The organism is Nocardiopsis salina YIM 90010 (assembly GCF_000341025.1).
GTDB classification, from domain to species: domain Bacteria; phylum Actinomycetota; class Actinomycetes; order Streptosporangiales; family Streptosporangiaceae; genus Nocardiopsis; species Nocardiopsis salina.
This window is the reverse complement of the sequence record NZ_ANBF01000022.1, coordinates 1-18,327: the sequence shown is the minus strand read 5'-3', so window position 1 is coordinate 18,327 and position 18,327 is coordinate 1. Positions and strand designations below refer to the sequence as shown.

The window sequence follows — 18,327 nt, the reverse complement described above, 5'->3', positions numbered from 1 at the left end:
CGGGTGAGTGGTACCCCGGCCCAGCCGTTCGGGTGGGGCCGTGCCTATCCTGTGCTGCATGAACCACGTCACACCCGCCGACGGAGATCCCATCGTCACCGTCGGCGCCGCTCACAACGGCCCCGACGGTTCGGGCAACGGCGGCTACAGCGCCGGACTGCTCGCCGAACGCCTGACCGCGCCCGGCGGCCCTGCTGTCGAGGTCACCCTGCGCACCCCGCCACCACTGGAGGACCCGCTCACGCTGACGACCGACGGCACCGTCCTCACCATGAGCGGACGCGAGACGGTGGCCGAGGCGCGCGTCGTCGACCTCACCGGCGAGTCCGTCCCCGGCCACCCTGTCGACCCCGCCACCGCGAAGGAGGCGGAGAGCCGCTACCCGGGCTTGCGCGAGCACCCCTTCCCGCGGTGCTACAGCTGCGGCCCCGAACGCGCGGAGGGAGACGGCCTGCGCCTGTTCCCCGGAAGCGTGCGGGCCGGCAGCGGGCCGGAGAACATCGGCAACACCGTCGCCTGCACCTGGGTGCCCGGAACCGAGCTCGACGACGGCACCGGCCACGCCGATCTGCGCCGGACCTGGGCCGCTCTGGACTGCCCCGGCGGCTGGTCCAGCGACATCGCGGGCCGGCCCGTCGTGCTCGGGCGCATGACCGCCCGGGTCGCCGAGGCTCCCCGCATCGGCCACACCCACGTGGTCACCGGCCACCTTCACGGCGTGGAGGGACGCAAGGTGCTCACCGGCAGCGCCCTGCACGATTCGGAGGGGCGCCTGCTCGCCCGCGCGCGGGCCACCTGGATCACACTGCGCAGCTGAAGACGCAACGCCCTGCCCCCGCACCCGCTACCGTGAAACCTTGTGGCCCTCGAAGAAACACCGCAGAGCGCTCTGACCGAGAACGGTTCCCGCCCGCGCCCGGACCCCCGCACCAGGGGGCGCGGCGTGCGTGGGCGCGACCCCGAACGTCGCAGGACGATCCTGGACGCCGCCGACCGCGTCATCCAACGCGACGGCCCCGACGCCTCGATGGTGGCCATCGCCGCCGAGGCCCGGATCAGCAAGCCGATCCTGTACCGGCACTTCGGTGACAAGGGCGGCCTCTACCGCGCGCTCGCCAAACGCCACGTCGACCCGCTCATCGAACGCATCCGGGCCGAGCTGCACCAGCACACCGAGTTCGAGGTGCGGGCGCGCGCGACCGTCGGCGCCTACCTGTCGATGATCTCGCAGAATCTCAACCTGTACCGGTTCCTCATGGACCGGGCCACCTCCGAGGACTCGCGCACCCGCAGCGACCTGGGGCTCATGGTGCGGCGGTTGGGCGATGAGCTGGCCGAACAGCTGGTCACCGAACGCGACTTCACTTCCCGCTCGCGCTCGCAGATCGTCGCGCACGCCGTCGTGGGCATGGTGCAGGCGGCGGGGGAGTGGTGGCTGGAGCATCCCCAGGTCAGCGAGGAGGAGATCATCGACGACCTCACCGACGCGGTCGTTGGGGCGATCCGCCAGAGCGAGAGCTGAGCCGGGTGGGCTGTGCGGCTCGGGAGTGCGGGAGGGCGCGAGGCTACGAGGCCGGGTTCCGGGCACTGGACCACATGAACTGACAACTGAGGGCAAAAAGTATAGACAGCCACTCTCGGTCGCATGATGGTACGTATGTGCGATCATGCGGTTTTTGCGGTTCCCGAGCGGATACCTTCCCTACGGGGCGGCCCGGCCGCTCGTCCGCGGAATACCGAGGAGGGGGCACGTGTCGGAGAGCACCTACCACCAGATCCACTTCGCGTGGGCCGAACCCACCCTGCTGGGGCGCGTGGGTCCCGGGCCGGCCGCCTCCTCCCTGACCGAGAGCGGGCGGCCCTCCCTCCGCTCGTGGCGGGACCGCCTCGTCCCCGCGCTCACCGTCGACTACCGCTCCGCGCTGCCCGGGACCGACCCCGCCGACCTTCCCGAGACCCTGTGGGCGCGCAGTTACGCCGACGGGCAGGCCGCCCTCGTCTACCGGTGGCCCGGGGACGTACGCGACGCCCACGCCTGGGCGGTGGTCGGACCCGCCCACGGGCTCACCCTGCCCCGCATCCTCAGCCTGCACGAGAACCCCAACACCCGCCCCGCCGCGCGCAGGCCCCCCGCCCCCGGCTGGGCGAGCATGCCGACCCTCGGGACACCCACCCCCTGGGAGCTCACCGCCGCGCCGGGAGCCGTGCGTACCCGGGACCGCCGTGCCGCCGAGACCACCGTCCAGGACGAAGCGGTGCTCGTGGGCGCGGTCGCCTCCGCGCTGCACGCCCCCGACCGGCCGATCCGCATCGCCCTGGAACCCGAGCACGCCGACCTGTGGCAGGCCACCCAGGTCCGGGTCCTGTGGGGGATGCACCGGATCCTGCACGACGTGCTCACCCCGGCACGTGCGATCCCCGCGGCCGGGTGGCAGTGGTCCTTCTCCACCTACGACCCCGACCTGGGCACCGAGGGGCAGCACCTGGCCTTCGGTCCGCCCCGGGCCGGGGCCGACGGGCCTTATCTGCACACGCCCGACCCCGAGTACCGGCGGGTGGCAGAGCGCCTGGTCGGGGTGTTGCGCGACGAGGGCGGGGACGCGCTCGCCGACCACCTGCGCGGCCTCGGCGTTCCGGACGCGCCCACCTTCGGTGACCGGCGTGCGCTGATCGCCGAGTGGTTGGACCCGGATGGGGCCGCGGCCGTATCGGGTGGCGGGGCCGAAGAGGCTGTGGCCGGGGCCGATGCGGGTCGGGCCGCTGCCGACGGAGAAGCATCTGCGGAGGAGCGGGGCCTGGAGACCGGCGGTCCCGGACCGCGTCTGCACGCCGCAACCGTGGACGCAGGTGAACGTGTGGAGCCGGTGGACCCGGGCGCCGGCGGGTACGACGGCGAGGTGTCGCCTGCCCACGGTTCCCCGAGCGCTGTCGGTGTCTTCGAGGGGCGGTGGTCCGGCGCTGACGAGGCCGAGGGGACCGACATCCCGGAAGCGGAGCCGTTGCCCTCCGACGCAGCAGCGCCCGGTGTACGAGGCATGTCCGAGGAGGAAGGGGCGGTCTCCCCGACCGCCGGGCCCGGGGACGCGCCGCCGCTGTCTGCGCACCGGCCCGGGGGCGCGCATCTCGGGGACGGACCCCACCGTGCCGCGGACGGTGGCGCGGGTTCCGGCCCCGCGGGTCCGGCCCGGCCCCGTCCGCACGCCTATTCCCGGTCCGTGGCCGGTGCCCACCCCTCATTCCGCCTGAACCGGCCGTCCGGCGAGGACGACGGCGACCCCCTGCCCGAGGTCGAGGACCTCGATGCACCCGCTTCCGCGGGCGAGGCGCGCGCCTCCGCCGAACCCGACCACGAAGCCCACCCGCAGGCGGCGACGGAGGGCGGTGCCGAGGAGCCCGGTGAGAGCGCCGCGGACCCACGGTCGGCCGACAGGGCGCCCCGGCACCTGCCCGGCGCACCCCGGCCGCTCTTCGGTGAGCGCAGGCCCGGTTTCGCGCCACCCTCGGAGAACCGCGTCTTCGGGGCACCCGAACCGCACGATCCCCCTTCGAGACCCACCGGTGAGCCCCCGCCCCTCGATCTCCCCCGCACCCCCGAGAACGACCCCCACCCCCGCGCCCTCGACGACCGCACCCCCGAGAACGACCCCGCCGACCCGGCCGAGAGCTTCGAACCCCCCGCCCCCGAACCCCGCCGCTCCGACGCCGACCGGACCCGTGTCCGCGGCGGGCCGCGCAGGCATGCCGAGGAGGCCTTCGGCGGACCGGCCCGCGAGGAGCCGGACGATCCCGACGGTCTCGAGGACACCGACGAGGACGCGGCCCCGCAGGAGCGTCCCCCCGCGCAAGCGCCCCCGCTCATGGTCGCCCCCGACGGGGCCCCGTCCCCCGACTACGCGGCAGAGACCGAACCCGAGGCCGATCCCGACTTCGACGACAGCGGCGCCAACTGGCCCACCCAGTACGCGGACCTGCCGCTCTCCCGGCTGGAACGCTGGCACGCCAAGCGCGGGCCCGAGGGTGCTCACACCGACGTCGTCGACGCCCGGGCCGCGGTCCGGGCCGAACGATCCGAGCTCCAGCACGTCCGGGACGAGCGGGACCACTACCATGCCGAGGTCCAGGACCTGCGGCGCGAGATCGCCCGTCTCGACCGGCCCTTCCTGGACGGCGACGACGCCCCGAACAGTGCGAGCGGGGGACGCCGGTGGGCCGCACGCCTGCTGGTGGCCGTGCTCCTGGTCGCCTTCCTCGCCACCGGGCTGGAGGCCGGGGCGCGCTTCGGCGTCGGTGCCCTGGACGTGCTCTCGGCGCTGCCCTTCGTGCCCTGACCCGACGGAGGGCCGATCGGTGCCTGTGTCGTGTGCGACCGGGAACCGTGCGCACGGAACGGTCCGAACCGCTCCTAACCTGGACACATGACCGACAGCGCGACCCCGGCCCCGCTCCCGCCCGAACTGGTGACGGCCGTCCTGGATCTCGATCTCCCCCAACGCCACCTGGACGACATGGCGGCCGCTCCCGATTCCGCGGGCGACATCCTCCTGGAGGCCGCCGGGGAGATGCGCGAGCACGCCCCCGAATCGGCCCGGGCCTTGCTCGAGGCCCTGCGCGACCACGCTCCGCAGGACGACCACCGCCAGTACGCCGCGCACATGCTCTCCCAGATCCTGCGCTCGCAGGGCCGCGCCGAGGAAGCCGACCGGATCATCGACGGCCTCCTGCGCCCCGGCGTGCTCGGGCGCGGGATGGCGGCCGTGCTCGCCGACGAGTACGCCGAGAGCGACCCCGACACCGCGCTGTACTGCTACAACGTGGCCTGCCGCAGCATCCTCGCGCAGCCCGCGGAGATCGTCGGGCAGCTCGACCCCCTCGGCCTCGTGCTCCTCACCGGGCGCGCCCGCGTGCGCGAGCGCCTCGGACACGCACCGGACGCCCACGACGAGCAGGCCCTCGCCGCCGACAGGTCCGGGACCGGGACCGGCACGGAGATGGACCTGCTCGACCAGGCCCTGCAGGGTGGCTCCGAGGAGGGGGAGGCCGACGCCCCCGTCGTGTTCGCCGCCTACGACCGCGCACTCCTCGAACAGGCACAGGAACGCGGCCTGATCACCGACCCCGGCACCCACCACCACGAAGTCGAACGCGGCCTGCGCGCCGCCGCCCGGGAGACCCCCGGCACCGCGCTGCACACCGCGACGGCCGCCCCCGACCAGGTCCTCGCCTACGCCATGGCCGCCGACCTCGACCCGGCCGACCCCGACACCCGCGACCGGTGGGCCCGGACCCTCGGCCGCGACGCCGTGGCGGCCTGGCCGCCCGAGCGCAACCAGGTCTGCTGGTGCGGATCCGGGCGCAAGTACAAGAAGTGCTGCGGAGCACCGTCCGTGCGCTGATCCCGCCCCGCCGCTACCAGCGGGATCTTGCTACCAGAGCCGATTTCGGCGCCGATATTGGCTCTGGTAGCAAGATCCTCGCCTCCCCGAGATCAGGGGGCGTGCCCATCGGCCTCAGTGCTCAGGTCGTGCAACAACCGTTCCGCCACGCGTTCCTCGTGCACGGCCACCCCGTGCGAGGCGAGGGCGCGGTCCAGGCCGGGGTCCCAGGGGGCCGGGGTGAGCCGTCCCGGGGACGGTGCGGCCCGCACACGCTCGACCGCTTCGAGGTAGTCGCCGGCCCCCATGCGCCAGGGCAGTGCACCGGTCCGGGCCATCACGTGCGCGGCGATCCGCAGGCCCTCGCCGTCGAAGTCTCCGTGGTAGCGCAGAGCGGTCCCGCGCGCGGCCAACCGCTGCAGGAGGGCCACCGCTGCATTCCCGGGCCATCCCGCGACACACACGAGCGGTGGGCACCGGCTGCCCAACCGTCGCTGGGCCAGGGCCAGGACCGACGGGTTCTCCACCACGTGCACCACGGGGGAGCGGCACACGAGTTCCTCGGAATCGAGCTGGTCCAGGGTGACCGAGACCGCCCGTCCGGCCTCCGTCCACATGCGCAGGGTCGAGGCCAACGGTCCCGACCCCTCCGGGCACAGTCCGAGCACCAGAACGGTCGAGGAGTGCGCATCGCAGTCCACCCCGAACGCAGCCCACAGGTCCCTGCGCTGCTGCGCGCTCTCGGGCGGCGGTTCGGCCCGCAGCGCCGCCAGGGCGCGCAGCACCACACGCGACAAGGGCCGGTCCGGGTCGAGCCCGTGGGCGTCCCCGGTGGTCTCGGCAGCCAGGTCCGGAAGAGGTCTGCCATCGGGCAGCGGCAGCGAGGCGACCACGTTCAGCGCCGTGTCCAGGCGTTCGCGCAGGGGCCGGCTCCCGCCGCGCGGTACACCCTCGGAACGCATCTGCTCCGCCCATCCCAGGAGGGCGGGCTGGGCGGTCACCACCGGGTGGCCGCTCAACCATGTCCACAGGGCCTCGCGTTCCCCGGCCGCACGCGCCCGTTCGGCGGCCCGGTCGGCGACAGGACCGAGCACCGCCTCCACCACGGTTCTGGTGTCTGTGCCCGACAGAGCCAGGCACTCCTCCAACCGGTCGAGCCGTACGGTCACCCTGGGGCCGGGGTAGGTCCTCCACCCCAACAGGTCGGCCAGCGCCTCCTGCGTCGCACCGTCCAACCGCTGCACGGTCACAGAACGCACGGTCCGGCCGGAGGACAACCGGTCGTGGACCGCGCGCCACAGCGGCATCAGAGCGTCGTCGGCCAGGTGTTCGGGGACACCTCCTCCGTTCACAGGTCCTGCCCGCCCTCCTCCAGGGACGCGCCGGTCCACACCCAGCGCGCCGTGGTGATCGCATCGTCAGCCTCACCGGGTCCACCGGTCAGTAGCTGGTGCACGGCGATCCCGTCGAGCTCGGCGTAGGTGCCCCACTCGTGGTCGCTGGTAAGGACCAGATCCAACCCCAGATCGACCAGGAGCCCGAAGATCTGCCCGCGATTCTTGGTGTCCACGCCCACGAAGACCTCGTCCAGCAGGATGAACCGGGGCGATCCCGGGTCGGTGGCGTAGTGCGCGGCCACCGCGGCGAACAGTGGAAGGTGCAGCGCGATCGCCTTCTCCCCGCCGGAGAGGCTGCCGTGCACCCGCTTGGTCAGGGTCTGCCTGCCCGAACCGTCGCCCTTGTCCAGCTCCACGACGAAACGGTGCCAGGCCGTGTAGTCCAGAACCCGGCCCAGATGCTCCTCCCAGCCGGAGGTGGAGTCCTGCGCGCGGGCATCGTCGATCCGCTCCCGGAAGAAGGTGTGCAGCACCTCCCGTTGCCCGTCGGTGAGCCGACGGGGGTCCTGGACGAGCAGGTCCCTCGCGGCCTGCGTCCCGTTCGGGGCGTCGTCGGCGACCTTCCACCGGAGCCGCACTGAGACCCCTGACGCGGTGCGCACCCGCTCCAGCCGGTCGTTCATCCCCTCGACGAGCCCGTTCGCCCGGCGCAGCCGGTCAGCCAGATGGCGCCGGGTGTCACCGGTCAGGACCCGGTCGAAGAGCCCCCGCTCCTCGTCGGTGAGGTCGTTCTCCCGGGTCCGCTGCTCCCGTACCAGCGCCTCGTGCAACCCGTGCGCTCCGACCCGTACCCCGTCCAGGAGGGCGCTGACGTGCTGGACCCCGCCCTCGGTGAGCAGTTCCAGGTCGGTCCGGCGCGTCAGGGTGTCCCGGGCCGAGTACACGGTTTCTGCGACCTTGCCCCGGGCCCTGTCGACCAGCTCGGGTGTGTGGTCGTCGCGCTGTGAAGTCGCGACGACGGCCCGGGCCGTGTCCAGGGTGCCGCGGACCGTGGCCTCGGTCTCGGCCGGGACCTGGATCCCAGAGTCCTCGTGCAGGACCGACCCCATCAGAGCACGGAAGTGGTCGGCCGCCGCGTCGCGTGCCCCGACCGCTGCGGTACTGGCCTCCTGCCGGGTACGGACCGTCGCGGCCAACGCGCCGCTCTCCCGTTCCAGCTCGCGCTGCCGGGCGTGCAGGGTGTCCAGTTCAGTGCGCAGCGCACGCACCCGCCGGTCAGCGGCGCTGATCTGTTCCTGCACCCGGCGGTGCTCGACCCCCACGGTGGAGTCCAGTGCGGACAGCCGGGCGCGCAGGTGGTCGGCGTCCGAGGCGGCTTCGGCGGCCGAACGGCGTGCACGTGCGGCCTCCTCCTGAGCGTCCTGCGCCAGGCCGCGTTCCTGTGCCAGACGGTCGGCCAGCGCGCACACCTGCACGTAGCGGTCGAGCCAGGGGTCCACGGCGCGCTCGAAATCGTCAACACCGGCGCGCGCAGTGTCCAGGGCCTCGGTCGCGTACGGCAAGCGGTGGCGGGCCGCGAGCGTGTGCAGGTGCTGCTCGGCCTCGGCCACCAACGGTACGTGCGCCTCCAGGCGACGTTTCCGGCGTTCCAGCACCGCGTGCCGGTCGGCGAGCCGCTCCTGCGCCGAGCGCAGGGTCAGGGCCGCTTCGCGCGCGGCGGTGTCCGAGGGCAGGGACTCGGCCTCCTCGGCGAGGGCCCGCCGCCGCTGAGCGACCGCCTCCTGCCGCCCCCGGGCCTCCTCCACGGCCTCCTCCAACCCCTCCAACCGGGCGGTGAGGGCGGCCACCGCATGCTCCCTGGCGCGCTCGCGTGCCAGGGCCCCGATGTGGGCCGGCTCGGGCTTGGACCATTGCCCGTGCATCGGCCCCGCCCACCAGCGGCCGTCTGCGCCCACACCGACCGCCGCCTCCGACCGGTTCGGTCCGGAGGCGCAGTAGGCCACGCCCGCCAGCAGAGCATGCACGTGCTCGACGGAGACCGGTGACTGCTCCTCCACACGCAGGACCTCCAGCAGGCTCGGCCCGTCCACCGCGCGTGCGGTGGCCGCAGCGACCGTGTCGCCCGCCACGCCGCCCTCGGGCACGCTCCCATCCGGCAGCAACCAGGCGTCCAACAGGCCCGAGGCCTCAAGGGCCGCCTCCACACCGGCTCGGACCCCGGGCGCGGCATCGGGCACGAAATCCACCAATTTCCACAGCGGCGCGCCCGGTCGGCCCGTCCTGTCCGCGGTACGTGTGGGCGGGGCGGAAGGCGCGGCGTCCGTTCTCGCCGACACCGACTCGAGCTCCNCCCGTCGCGTTCGGCCCGCCCCTGCGCCTCGCGGCTGTCGGCGTCCCGTGCCAGGGCCGCCAGGTCCTCCCCGGCCCGCTGCCGTGCTGCAGCGACCACCGCTTCCGGGCCGCTGCCGAGATCGCGGTCGATGTGGCCCACCAGCGTCTCGGCGTCCCCGACCGGCAACTCCGCGCACCCCTGCGCCCACTCGGTAACGGCCGAGACCAGGTACTCCACCTGGACGTCGAGGGCGGTGGCAGCGGCCTGCGCCTGTTCCTCGGCCTCGGTCAGCTCCTCGTCCGAGACCGCGAGATCGGATTCCAGCTCCTGCCTGCGCCGGACCCGGGCCAGATGGGCCTCGGCTGCACCCCGCACCTCCTCGATCCGGGAGCGGCGGTCGTGCGCCGCGGCCCTGATCAGCCTGCGCACCCGGTCGACGCCCCCGTCACCGTTCGAACCCAGGTCCGCCCCGGCGTGCTGGAACGCACTCTCCAGGTCCGCGCTCCGGGCGGTGCGTTCGGCCGTGGAAGCGGCGTCCCTGTGACCGCGTTCGGCCCTGTCGTGCTCCTCCGACAAGCTCTGTGCCCGGTCCGCGTGCTGAGCGGCCGCGTGCTCGCGCCTCTCGGCCTCCGAAGCGCGAGCGGCCTCCGTGGACGAGGCCTCCTCCACCCGTTCGCGCAGCAGCTGGATACCGGTGCCGGCCTTGTAGGCGTCACTGTCCCTGAGCCCCTGCAGCTCACCGGAAACGGCCGTGATCGACGCGTCCAACTCGTCCGAACGGTCCGACAACCGGGACAGCTCCGACTCGGCGTCGGCGGCGCTGCGGCGCGCCTCCTGCTCCTCCCGCCGGCACCGTTCCATCCCGGAGGTCGCCGAGGTCAGCTCAGCGGCAGCTCCCCTCAGCACACGGGAGGCGTAGACCCGCTGCCGTTCGGCGAGGATCTTGGCGGCACCGACCTCCTTCTCCAAGGACTGCAACTCCACCCGGTGGCGGTCGAGGCGCTCGAACCCGCCGGCGATGTCGGCGAGCTCCCCGTGTCCCAGCGGCGGCAGCGCGCTGGAGAGCAGCGACGACAACAACCCGGGGTCCAGGCGCTCGGAGAGCTTGGGCGTACGCAGCTGCAGCAACGCGGTGATCAGCGCGTCGTAGCGGTCCTGGTCCAGCTCGGGATAGAGCGCCGAACGCACCGCCGACCGGTAGTCGTCCGGACCGCCGTGGACCGTGCCCAGCCCGGTCTCGTGCACGGCCTCCTTGAGCTGGGCCACGGTCAGCGGCTGGTCCCCGGAGGTGAGCAGCGACAGGTCCTCGCCCACACGCCCGCGCGCGGTGAAGTAGGTCGGGACCACCCTGGCGGTATCGCGTGTGGCCTGCAGCCGGGCGCCCAGGGTCAGGAACTCGGGTCCGTCCTCCCCAGGGCGGGAGAACTCCAACCACACGTAGCCCACCCGGGTCGCCCCGGGATACCCGTGGCCGATCATGTTCCAGTGCATGGCCCGCTCGTTGCCGCCGAAGGTCGAGAGGCGGTTCGGACGCAGACTCGCATCCAGCAGGAAGGGCAGAAGCAGCTCCAGCGCCTTCGACTTGCCGGTCCCGTTGGGCCCCCGCAGGAGCAGCCGGCCCCGGTGGAAGGTGAAGACCTCCCGGTAGTAACGCCACACGTTGAGGATGCCTGCCCGGGTCGGCCGCCACCGCCCCGGCTGCTCCAGCGGCCCCGGAACGGCGGCGGGGGAGTGGGCCGATCGGACACGGTTCATGGGTCCCCTCCGAATGCAGGACGGTCGACGGCATAGCGGTGGGCGGCGGGCAGCGCCCGGTACGCCGTCGTCGTGTGGTCGTGCTCTGCCGCGGCCAGGCCGTGCCCGACCAGGACCTCCACGGCTGCGCGGGCCAGCCGGTCGGCGCCGCCCTCCGAGCGGAACGACCGCGCCCACGAGGGCCGCCGTTCCAACAAGGCCTCGACCTCACCGACGAGGCGACTCAGGGGCACCGCAGTTGCGGAGGCGGTCAACTGGTCGAGGAACAGCAGCGCGGTCTGCTTCACGTGGCCCTCGCCAGGGAAGCGGTCATCGGTGGCCGGGGTGGGTGAGGGGTCGGCCAGCAGATACCCCTCGGCCCGCTCCTCGAGCCGGAAGCCCGCCTCCTCGGCGGCTCTGCGAACCATGGAACGCCCGGTCGGTGAGGCCGCGTACTCGGCCTCCGCTGCGGTCAGGTCCGTGAAATAGACCACCGGGTCGTCCAGGAGGCGGCGCATCAACGAGTGGCGCGCCCACAAGAGCTCCTGGTTGCGGGAGGAAACGGGCTCCGCGGTCTCCGATCGGACGCCGTAACGCTCCTCCTCCATCACCGCCGGAAGGTCCGGTCGGGCGCCTCCCACCCGGGACAGGGGGACCGGGGTGCTCAGCAACCGGGCGACCCGGGCGGTGTCGGCACGGTACAGCACCAGCGCATCGTCGCCGGCCACGTACGACTCGGTGCTGCCATCGATCGCTGTCACCGCACCGAAACGCTCCAACAGCAGCAGCGCGTCCACGAGCGCGGCCCGTTCGGCCCGCACCGACGAGTCGAAGTCGGCGATGCCCTCCTCGACCGCGCACGTGTGCGCCACGCGCTGTGCCAGCAACCCGATCGTCGTCCTGCTCATCACCGTCAGCTCGGCCGCAGCGAGGAAGAACAGGGTGTACCTGCGACGGTCGAACGCGGCTCCGGTTCCCCGCACGCGCCGGGCAGGGCGCGGAGGGCACGCGCGTCCACCGGGCGCACGGACCTTGGCCAGGCGCGCATAACCCTGGCGGGGCTCCACCGTCAGCGTCCACCCGCAGAAGTAGTCGAACCATGAGACCAGTTCCTCGCGACGCCGGCGCACCGTCACGAACGCAGCCTCGTCCGTCTCACGTGTCAACAGCGGGGCGGCCAGCAGGGCACGGATCCCGTCCTTCATGTCGTCCCGCGTCCCGACCACGAGCCGGTTTGCCGAGCGCTCACCGGAGGGCCCCCTCACCGGCGCACCCCGGGCACGCCGATGGAAACCGTGTGGTCGGGGCCGGAGAACTCCCCGAGCGGGGTCCGCAGGGCCGCCGTGCCGCTACCGGGGGCGGGCGGTCCGAGGACGATCTCCAACCGCCCGTCGGAGGTCAGTGCGCGGCGCAGCCCGTCGCTCGACGGCGGTTCAGAGAGGGCCCGCCCCAGCAACGACAACAGATGTTCGAACAACGTGTGCTCCAGAGTGCCGAAGGAGGACAACGCCACCGTCCCGTCCGTGGACAGCAGCCGCAGGGCCTGGTCGGCCTGCGCCTGCTCCGCCAAGGCCCGCTCGCGTCGGCGCCTGACGGTCTCACCGACATCGCGCACGCGGGCCGTGCGCGCCACCCGCCCGGAACGTCCCGAGGAGCGCAGGTTCGGCGACACCGCGACCGAGTCCGCCACCGACCACGAGGTCCCGGGCGCGATGAGTTCGGCGTCCTCGTGTGCCAGGACCGCATGACGGGCCGGTGAGAGCCCGGTGAGGGAGGACCACAGCAGGGGGAGCTCCTCCTCGGACACGGCCCCCGCACACCACCGCGCCGCCGTCCTCAGGTCCTCGGCGGTGCTGGAGGCCCGGCGCCGCGACTCGGTGATGCGCTCGAGCGTCTCCAACAGCGCGCCGATCGCGCGGCGCGCCACTTCGTGGAGCCGGCGCACACCCTCCTGGCCGTCCGCCGTGGGCGCGAACCACCGCCGCAGTCCCTGCCACTTCGCCCGGCGGCGTGCGAGCCAGTCGGACCGGACCCGGTCGGTGGCGCTGGGCGGCAGGTTCGCACCGGCCAGGGCCCGCTCCAGCATCGGTTCGACCCCTCGGGCCTCGACCCGGGTCAGGGCATCGGCGATGGTGTGGGCCCTCTCCTCCAGGTTCTCGACGAATTCGTCCAGATAGCCGACGGTCGCACGCTTGACCTCGTGGAAGGTGTCCAGGTCCGTGCCTTCGGACCGCAGGAGCCTCTGCAACTCGTTGTTGAAGCGCTTGGTGTTGTCGCGCAGAGAGTCCAGGTGCCCCTCGAGCTCCTGCAGTGCGGTGAACACCCGGTTGTCCGTCCCGGCGGGGCCGGTGTCGAGCAACGTGTGCAAGGTGTGCAGGCGGTCGCCGATGGCGTCCAGCACTGCGGTCTGCAGGGCGCCCTTCTCCTTCAGCCGGTCCAGGACGAGCCTGGCCCCCGCGAACTCTGCCTCGCCCCGAGCGGTGAGCGTGTACTGGACGTTCTTGCGCTCGAACTCGGCGGCCGTGGAGTAGGCGGCCGTGTAGCTCTGGGAGGACTCCAACAGATCCAGCGACTCCAGGTGGCGCAGCGCGGAGTCCACGCCCTCCTCGTCGACGAGGTCGGTGAGGCCGGTCCCGGGCAGGCGCGCGTGGACCTGCTCGACCAGAAGGGCGGTCTCCAACCGCTCGTCGGCGTCGTTGAACACGTGCAGGATCGCGAAATAGAGATCGCGGCGGCTGCCGGAGGTGAAGTCGAAGACGCGCGACGGCAGACGTTCGAAATCCGGCACGGGCGGCCCGCCTCTCCACGTGTTCGAGGGACTCCGTTTCGACGATCCACCGTATGTGCGCCGTGGCGGTGTTACAGGCGGAATCAGCCGGAGACGCCCCGGAAGATCCTCCAGAACCCGGAGTACTGCCCCGGCCGGGCCGGTGGAGAGCGGTACCCGCCGATGTGCTCGACCGGGCCCCTCCAGCGGGCCGCGTGTTTCAGTGAGCAACGGCCGGAGGGTGGAACCACAGGTGCGGACGCCCGGTCCGCGGGTGCAGAGCCACCTCAGCCTCGACCCCGTAGACCCGGGCCATCAACTCCGCGGTGAGCACCTGCTCCGGGGTTCCCGACGCCGCCACCCGCCCTTCGTGCAGGACCACCAGCCGGTCGCAGAACGCCGCGGCCAGGTTCACATCGTGCAGCGCCGCCAGCACCGTCAGCCCGGAGTGCTGCACCATCGCCAACAACTGCAGGGCGTGGCCGACGTCGAGGTGGTTGGTCGGCTCGTCCAGCACCAGCAGGGACGGCTCCTGGGCCATGGCCCGCGCGAGATGGACACGCTGCTGCTCGCCGCCCGAGAGCGTGCGCCACCGGCGGTGCGCGAGGTGGGCCAGGTCGACCCGTTCGAGCTGATGCATCGCGATGGCCATGTCCGTGTCCGATTCCGCCTGCAGAACGGACCGGTAGGGGGTACGGCCGAGCAGGACCACGTCCAGCACCCTGAGGTCGATGTCGGTGTCGGAACGCTGCTCCACGAGCGCCAGGCGGCGGGCCAGGGCACGGCGCGGGAGCCGGTACACGTCGTCGGGGCCGATGTGCACGACCCCTCCGTCGAGCTTGCCCAACCGCGCGATCCCGCGCAGCAGGGTCGACTTGCCCGATCCGTTCGGTCCGAGCAGGCCGGTGAGACTCCCGGTGGGCACATGCACGTCCACACCCGCGAGAATGTGCGCTCCCTCGACCGACCAGGAGAGGTCTGCGGCCGTGAGTGATTCGCCTTCGGCGAGGTGAGTCATCAGCGATCAACCTTGCGTCTGAGGATCCACAGGAACACCGGCACGCCCAACATCGCGGTCATGATGCCCACAGGCAGATCCCGCGGTTCGAACGCGACGCGGGCCACCACATCGACCCAGNGGCCCCGCCGGTGGTCCGGGCCGACCAGCGCGCGCACGGCGTGCGGGATCAGCAGCCCCACGAACCCGATGGTCCCGGAGCCTGCGACCAACACACCGGTCACGAGTGCACACACCACCAACAGCACCCACCGGGTCCTCTGGACGTCGACGCCGAGGCTGGCTGCGGTGTCCTCCCCGAACGCGAACGCATTCAGCGGGCGGGCAGCCGAACCGCAGACCAGCAGCCCGATCAGCACGGCCGAGGCCATGGTGTACACGCTCGGCAGCCGCGCGGCGGCCAGCGAACCGGACAGCCAGAACTGGGCCTCCTGGGTGGCGTGCGGGTCGGCGACCCAGATGATCAGGAAGGAGGTGAGGGCGGCAGCGAAGGCGCCCACGGCCACCCCGGCCAGGATCATCCGTGTGGGGGTGAGGCGGCCGGAGCGCTGCCCCAGGGCCAACACGAGCACGAACGCGCCCAGCGCGCCGAAGAACGCGCCGCCGGCCACACCGAGGCTGCCCAGGCTCAGGCCGGCCACGATCACCGCGACCGCCCCGAGCGAGGCGCCCGAGGAGATCCCGAGCAGGTAGGGGTCGGCCATCGGGTTGCGCGTCAGGGTCTGCATCACGGCACCCACCATCGCCAGGCCCCCGCCCACCAGCGCGGCCGCGAGCACGCGCGGTAGGCGCATCTCCCACACGAGATTCGCGCGGAGTTCGGTGATGCCGTCGACGCCGTGCAGGCCGAGCAGGTCGATACGCAGCCAGGAGAGTCCGAGCCGGTCGGTGGCGATGGTCCACACCTCGCGCACCGACAGGTCGCTCTGGCCGAGGGCGACCGAGACCACGATCGAGGCCGCCAGCAGGGCGAGCGTGAACAGGTACACCAGGCCCAGCGGCCGCTTTCCACTCACCGGTGCGGCCGTGCGCTGCTCGGCGTCCCGGACGGTCGACAGGCTCACCGGTCGGCACTCCCGGACAGGTGCTCGCCGATCGTCTCGATGGCGGCGACGTTCTGCAGCCCGGGCGTGGTCTGGGAGAACGGCAGCTCGACGACCGCGCCCTCGCGGAAGGCCCGCAGCTCGCGCAGGGTCGCGTCGCCTTCGACGTAGGAGAGCTTGTCGTCGATGTCCTCCCCGCCGAAGTCGGCGATGACGACGAGGTCGGGATCACGCTCGACGACCTGCTCCCAGGTGGTGCTGGACCAGTGGTCGGGAAGATCCTCGAAGGCGTTGTTCACGCCGAGTTCGCGCAGGATCATGCCGGGGGCGCCGCAACAGCCGCCGGCGGTCGGGCCCTCTCCGGTGCCCATGTCCCACCAGAAGACGTCCAGGTCGCCGACGTCGCCCGGCAGGTCGGCGCGGACCGCTTCCAGGGCCTCCTGCTGCCCGGCGACGAGTTCCTCGGCCTCGTCCTCGGCGCCGACCAGCGCGCCGACCTCCCGCAGTTCGGTCCAGATCTCCTCGAACTCCAGCGGCTGCTCCTCGTCGCGGTCGGGGCAGCGTCCGGGTGCGAGGTAACTCTGCACGCCCAGATCCTGCAGTTCCTCCCGGGTGGCCACACCCCCGTCCTGTCGGAACGCGCTCGGATAGACGGAGTAGATGAAGTCGGGCTCGGTCTCGAAGACCGCTTCGGAGCTCGGGTAGTCCTCCCCGCCCGGATGGATGATGTCCAGGTCCTCGGCCGCGGCACGCACGTCCTCGGGCATACGCTCCAGGTCGCCGACGGCACCGACGATGCGGTCCTCGACGCCCAGTGCGATCAGGTTCTCGATCGCAGCCGGGTTCATCGCGAAGATGCGCTCCGGCGGGCTCTCGCCCCCGACCTCCACACCGCAGTTGTCGATGTCGGCCCCGTCGGCGGCCGCGGACGAGGGGTCGGAAGAATCGGCGCCGGCGCAACCCGACAACAGCAGGACTGCCAACGACGACACCGCGGGCACACGGCCGGGCAACCGGGGGCCGGTGCCTCGCGCGGCAGGGGGACGGACAGGAGACGACGTGCGCACGACCAAGGCCGCCTTTCCACACCTCGTGGACGGATCGGGCGTGCCGTGGCCGGTCTCCTGGCTGACGGGTCGAACGGTCACGCGGCGTCTTCCCGGACCACACCGTGGTCCAGTGACCCCGTCGCGGGAGCGCGTGACCTTCCCGAACACAGTGGCGAGGGCCGCGTCGGTCTTGCACCGAACTTCCCGAGCACCACGGCGTCCAGGACCCTACACGGGGCGGTCCGGGCGCTTTCATGCCGGGGTGCTCCCCTCGCCGACTCGGAGCTCTTCCAAGCCACCCCGCCTCTTCAACCCGAGCGCTCGACCCTTAACTTCCTGGGTTATATCTTGCTAGGAAGCTAATTCCCGGATAGAGTCCCAGTGGAAGGACACGTCGTACCGCCAGGAGGGGAACCATGACCCAGCCCGTCAAGCTGAGCATCGTCTACTACTCGTCGACCGGCACCATCGCCGAGATCGCGCACTTTCTCGCAGCCGAGGCGGAGGCAGCCGGGGCCGAGGTCCGGCTGCGCAGAGCCGCCGAACTGGCACCCGACACGGCGATCGACGCCAACCCCGACTGGCGCAACAACGTCGAGGCCGACCGGCACACCCCCGAGGCGACACCGGACGACGTCGTGTGGGCCGACGCAGTGCTGTTCGGTACGCCGACCCGATTCGGCAACGTGGCCTCCCAGCTCAAGCAGTTCCTCGACGCCCTGGGCGGCCAGTGGCAGCAGGGGTTGCTCGCCGACAAGGTCTACAGCGGTTTCGTCTCCAGTTCGACCCAGCACGGCGGACAGGAGTCCACGCTGCTCGCGCTGTACAACACGATCCACCACTTCGGCGGCATCCTGGTCGCTCCCGGCTACACCGACGGCTCCAAGTTCGTCGACGGAAACCCCTACGGCACCGGCCACGTCGCGGGCCAGGGCGAACTGAAGGTCGGCGACGTCACCAAGGACGCCGCACGCGTGCAGGTCCGCCGCGCGGTCTCCGTCGCTGCGGCACTGAAGAACGGCTGATCAGGACGTGTGCTGCCGGGCCGGGGCCGTTCGCCCCGGACCCGGACGCCGTGCTCCGCCGGGCCGCGGCGGCCGGGTCAGTCCTCCCAGGGCCAGGGGGCGTCGGTCCCGCGCTCCAGCAGCGGGATCATCCGGAACGCAGCATCACTCAACCCGCCGAAGGTGTGCCGAGTGCCCGTCCCGGAGGGTGCGTGCCCGTGCCGGTACCCGGCCAGGTTCCAGGTGTACATCGGCACCCGCCCGGGGACCTGATCGCCCGGCGTCCCCAGGCGCGAGGGCGCGGCCTGCTCGTCGGTGACCAGCACGACCCGGTCGTGGCCCCGGTAATGGTCCCGCAGCGCCGCCGAGGTGTTCGTACCGCCCCGCCACGAGAACCGGTCCATCACACGCAGGACGGCGTCGCCCCGGGCGACCTCGACCGGGCCCGAGTCGGTACCGAACTCCACCAGGTCGGCCTGCTCGCACCGCAGCGACAGCGCCGAACCGAATACCGCTGCCGCGTCCGCCCGGTTCAGATCGGACCGTGCCGACAACGGATCGGCCATCGACATCGACCGGTCCACCAGCACCAACGTGCGCCCCGAGAGTTCCGGGACATTGGCCAGCGACGCCTGCAGCCCCCGTTCGAGCGCCTGACCCCACCGCAGCGA

At 72.5% G+C, this 18,327-nt stretch carries 14 protein-coding genes, 1 pseudogene and 1 riboswitch; of the genes and pseudogenes, 7 read left to right on the top strand and 8 right to left on the bottom strand.

The window, feature by feature from the left end:
* Positions 1-58 precede the first annotated feature (58 nt).
* The 4 genes from D474_RS0102500 (at position 59) to D474_RS0102485 (ending at position 5,393) form a co-directional block, all read left to right on the top strand.
* A complete protein-coding gene (locus tag D474_RS0102500) occupies positions 59-817 on the top strand; it encodes a hypothetical protein (RefSeq protein WP_017612023.1) in 759 nt (252 codons plus the stop codon).
* Positions 818-859: 42 nt separating this feature from the next.
* Positions 860-1,522, top strand: a complete 663-nt coding sequence (locus D474_RS0102495) for a TetR/AcrR family transcriptional regulator (protein ID WP_017612022.1) — start codon at positions 860-862, stop codon at positions 1,520-1,522.
* A gap of 229 nt (positions 1,523-1,751) precedes the next feature.
* On the top strand, positions 1,752-4,328 hold the full coding sequence (locus D474_RS0102490; RefSeq protein WP_026118102.1) for a hypothetical protein: 2,577 nt from the start codon (positions 1,752-1,754) through the stop codon (positions 4,326-4,328).
* Between the two features lie 87 nt (positions 4,329-4,415).
* Positions 4,416-5,393, top strand: a complete 978-nt coding sequence (locus tag D474_RS0102485; protein ID WP_017612021.1) for an SEC-C domain-containing protein — start codon at positions 4,416-4,418, stop codon at positions 5,391-5,393.
* A gap of 92 nt (positions 5,394-5,485) precedes the next feature.
* Here the strand turns inward: D474_RS0102485 and D474_RS0102480 are convergent, their stop codons facing one another.
* Both D474_RS0102480 and D474_RS30790 read right to left on the bottom strand, forming a co-directional pair.
* A complete protein-coding gene (locus D474_RS0102480; RefSeq protein WP_017612020.1) occupies positions 5,486-6,724 on the bottom strand; it encodes a TIGR02679 family protein in 1,239 nt (412 codons plus the stop codon).
* Positions 6,721-9,045, bottom strand: coding sequence for a TIGR02680 family protein (locus D474_RS30790; RefSeq protein ID WP_161628654.1), 2,325 nt, complete (start codon positions 9,043-9,045; stop codon positions 6,721-6,723). Before D474_RS30790 ends, D474_RS0102480 begins: the two co-directional genes overlap by 4 nt.
* A gap of 747 nt (positions 9,046-9,792) precedes the next feature.
* Here D474_RS30790 and D474_RS32940 point away from each other — a divergent pair.
* Positions 9,793-9,960, top strand: coding sequence for a hypothetical protein (locus tag D474_RS32940; protein ID WP_204367100.1), 168 nt, complete (start codon positions 9,793-9,795; stop codon positions 9,958-9,960).
* A 24-nt stretch (positions 9,961-9,984) separates the two neighbouring features.
* Positions 9,985-10,191 (top strand): hypothetical protein, encoded by a 207-nt coding sequence (locus tag D474_RS32130; RefSeq protein WP_161628653.1) that lies wholly within the window; start codon positions 9,985-9,987, stop codon positions 10,189-10,191.
* A gap of 601 nt (positions 10,192-10,792) precedes the next feature.
* Here the strand turns inward: D474_RS32130 and D474_RS27400 are convergent.
* From D474_RS27400 to D474_RS0102450, 5 genes are all read right to left on the bottom strand, one after another.
* Positions 10,793-12,040, bottom strand: coding sequence for a TIGR02678 family protein (locus D474_RS27400; RefSeq protein WP_040702975.1), 1,248 nt, complete (start codon positions 12,038-12,040; stop codon positions 10,793-10,795).
* Entirely contained in the window at positions 12,037-13,563 is a 1,527-nt protein-coding gene (locus D474_RS0102465) for a TIGR02677 family protein (protein WP_017612018.1), read from the bottom strand. Before D474_RS0102465 ends, D474_RS27400 begins: the two co-directional genes overlap by 4 nt.
* 199 nt (positions 13,564-13,762) lie before the next feature.
* Positions 13,763-14,560 carry an ABC transporter ATP-binding protein gene (locus D474_RS0102460; RefSeq protein WP_017612017.1) on the bottom strand — a complete coding sequence of 266 codons (798 nt, stop codon included), beginning with the start codon at positions 14,558-14,560 and terminating at the stop codon, positions 13,763-13,765.
* On the bottom strand, positions 14,560-15,549 hold the full coding sequence (locus D474_RS0102455; RefSeq protein WP_449289337.1) for a FecCD family ABC transporter permease: 990 nt from the start codon (positions 15,547-15,549) through the stop codon (positions 14,560-14,562). The genes D474_RS0102460 and D474_RS0102455 overlap by 1 nt, the downstream gene beginning before the upstream one ends.
* Before the next feature lie 71 nt (positions 15,550-15,620).
* On the bottom strand, positions 15,621-16,595 hold the full coding sequence (locus tag D474_RS0102450) for an ABC transporter substrate-binding protein (RefSeq protein WP_239646985.1): 975 nt from the start codon (positions 16,593-16,595) through the stop codon (positions 15,621-15,623).
* A gap of 105 nt (positions 16,596-16,700) precedes the next feature.
* A riboswitch (cobalamin riboswitch) is annotated at positions 16,701-16,883 on the bottom strand.
* A 185-nt stretch (positions 16,884-17,068) separates the two neighbouring features.
* Between D474_RS0102450 and wrbA the strand changes: the two genes are divergently transcribed.
* Complete coding sequence (wrbA, locus tag D474_RS0102445) at positions 17,069-17,677, top strand: NAD(P)H:quinone oxidoreductase (RefSeq protein WP_017612014.1); 609 nt, start codon at positions 17,069-17,071, stop codon at positions 17,675-17,677.
* Between the two features lie 77 nt (positions 17,678-17,754).
* Here wrbA and D474_RS0102440 read toward each other — a convergent pair.
* A pseudogene (locus D474_RS0102440) lies at positions 17,755-18,327 on the bottom strand (TROVE domain-containing protein); the annotation flags it as partial.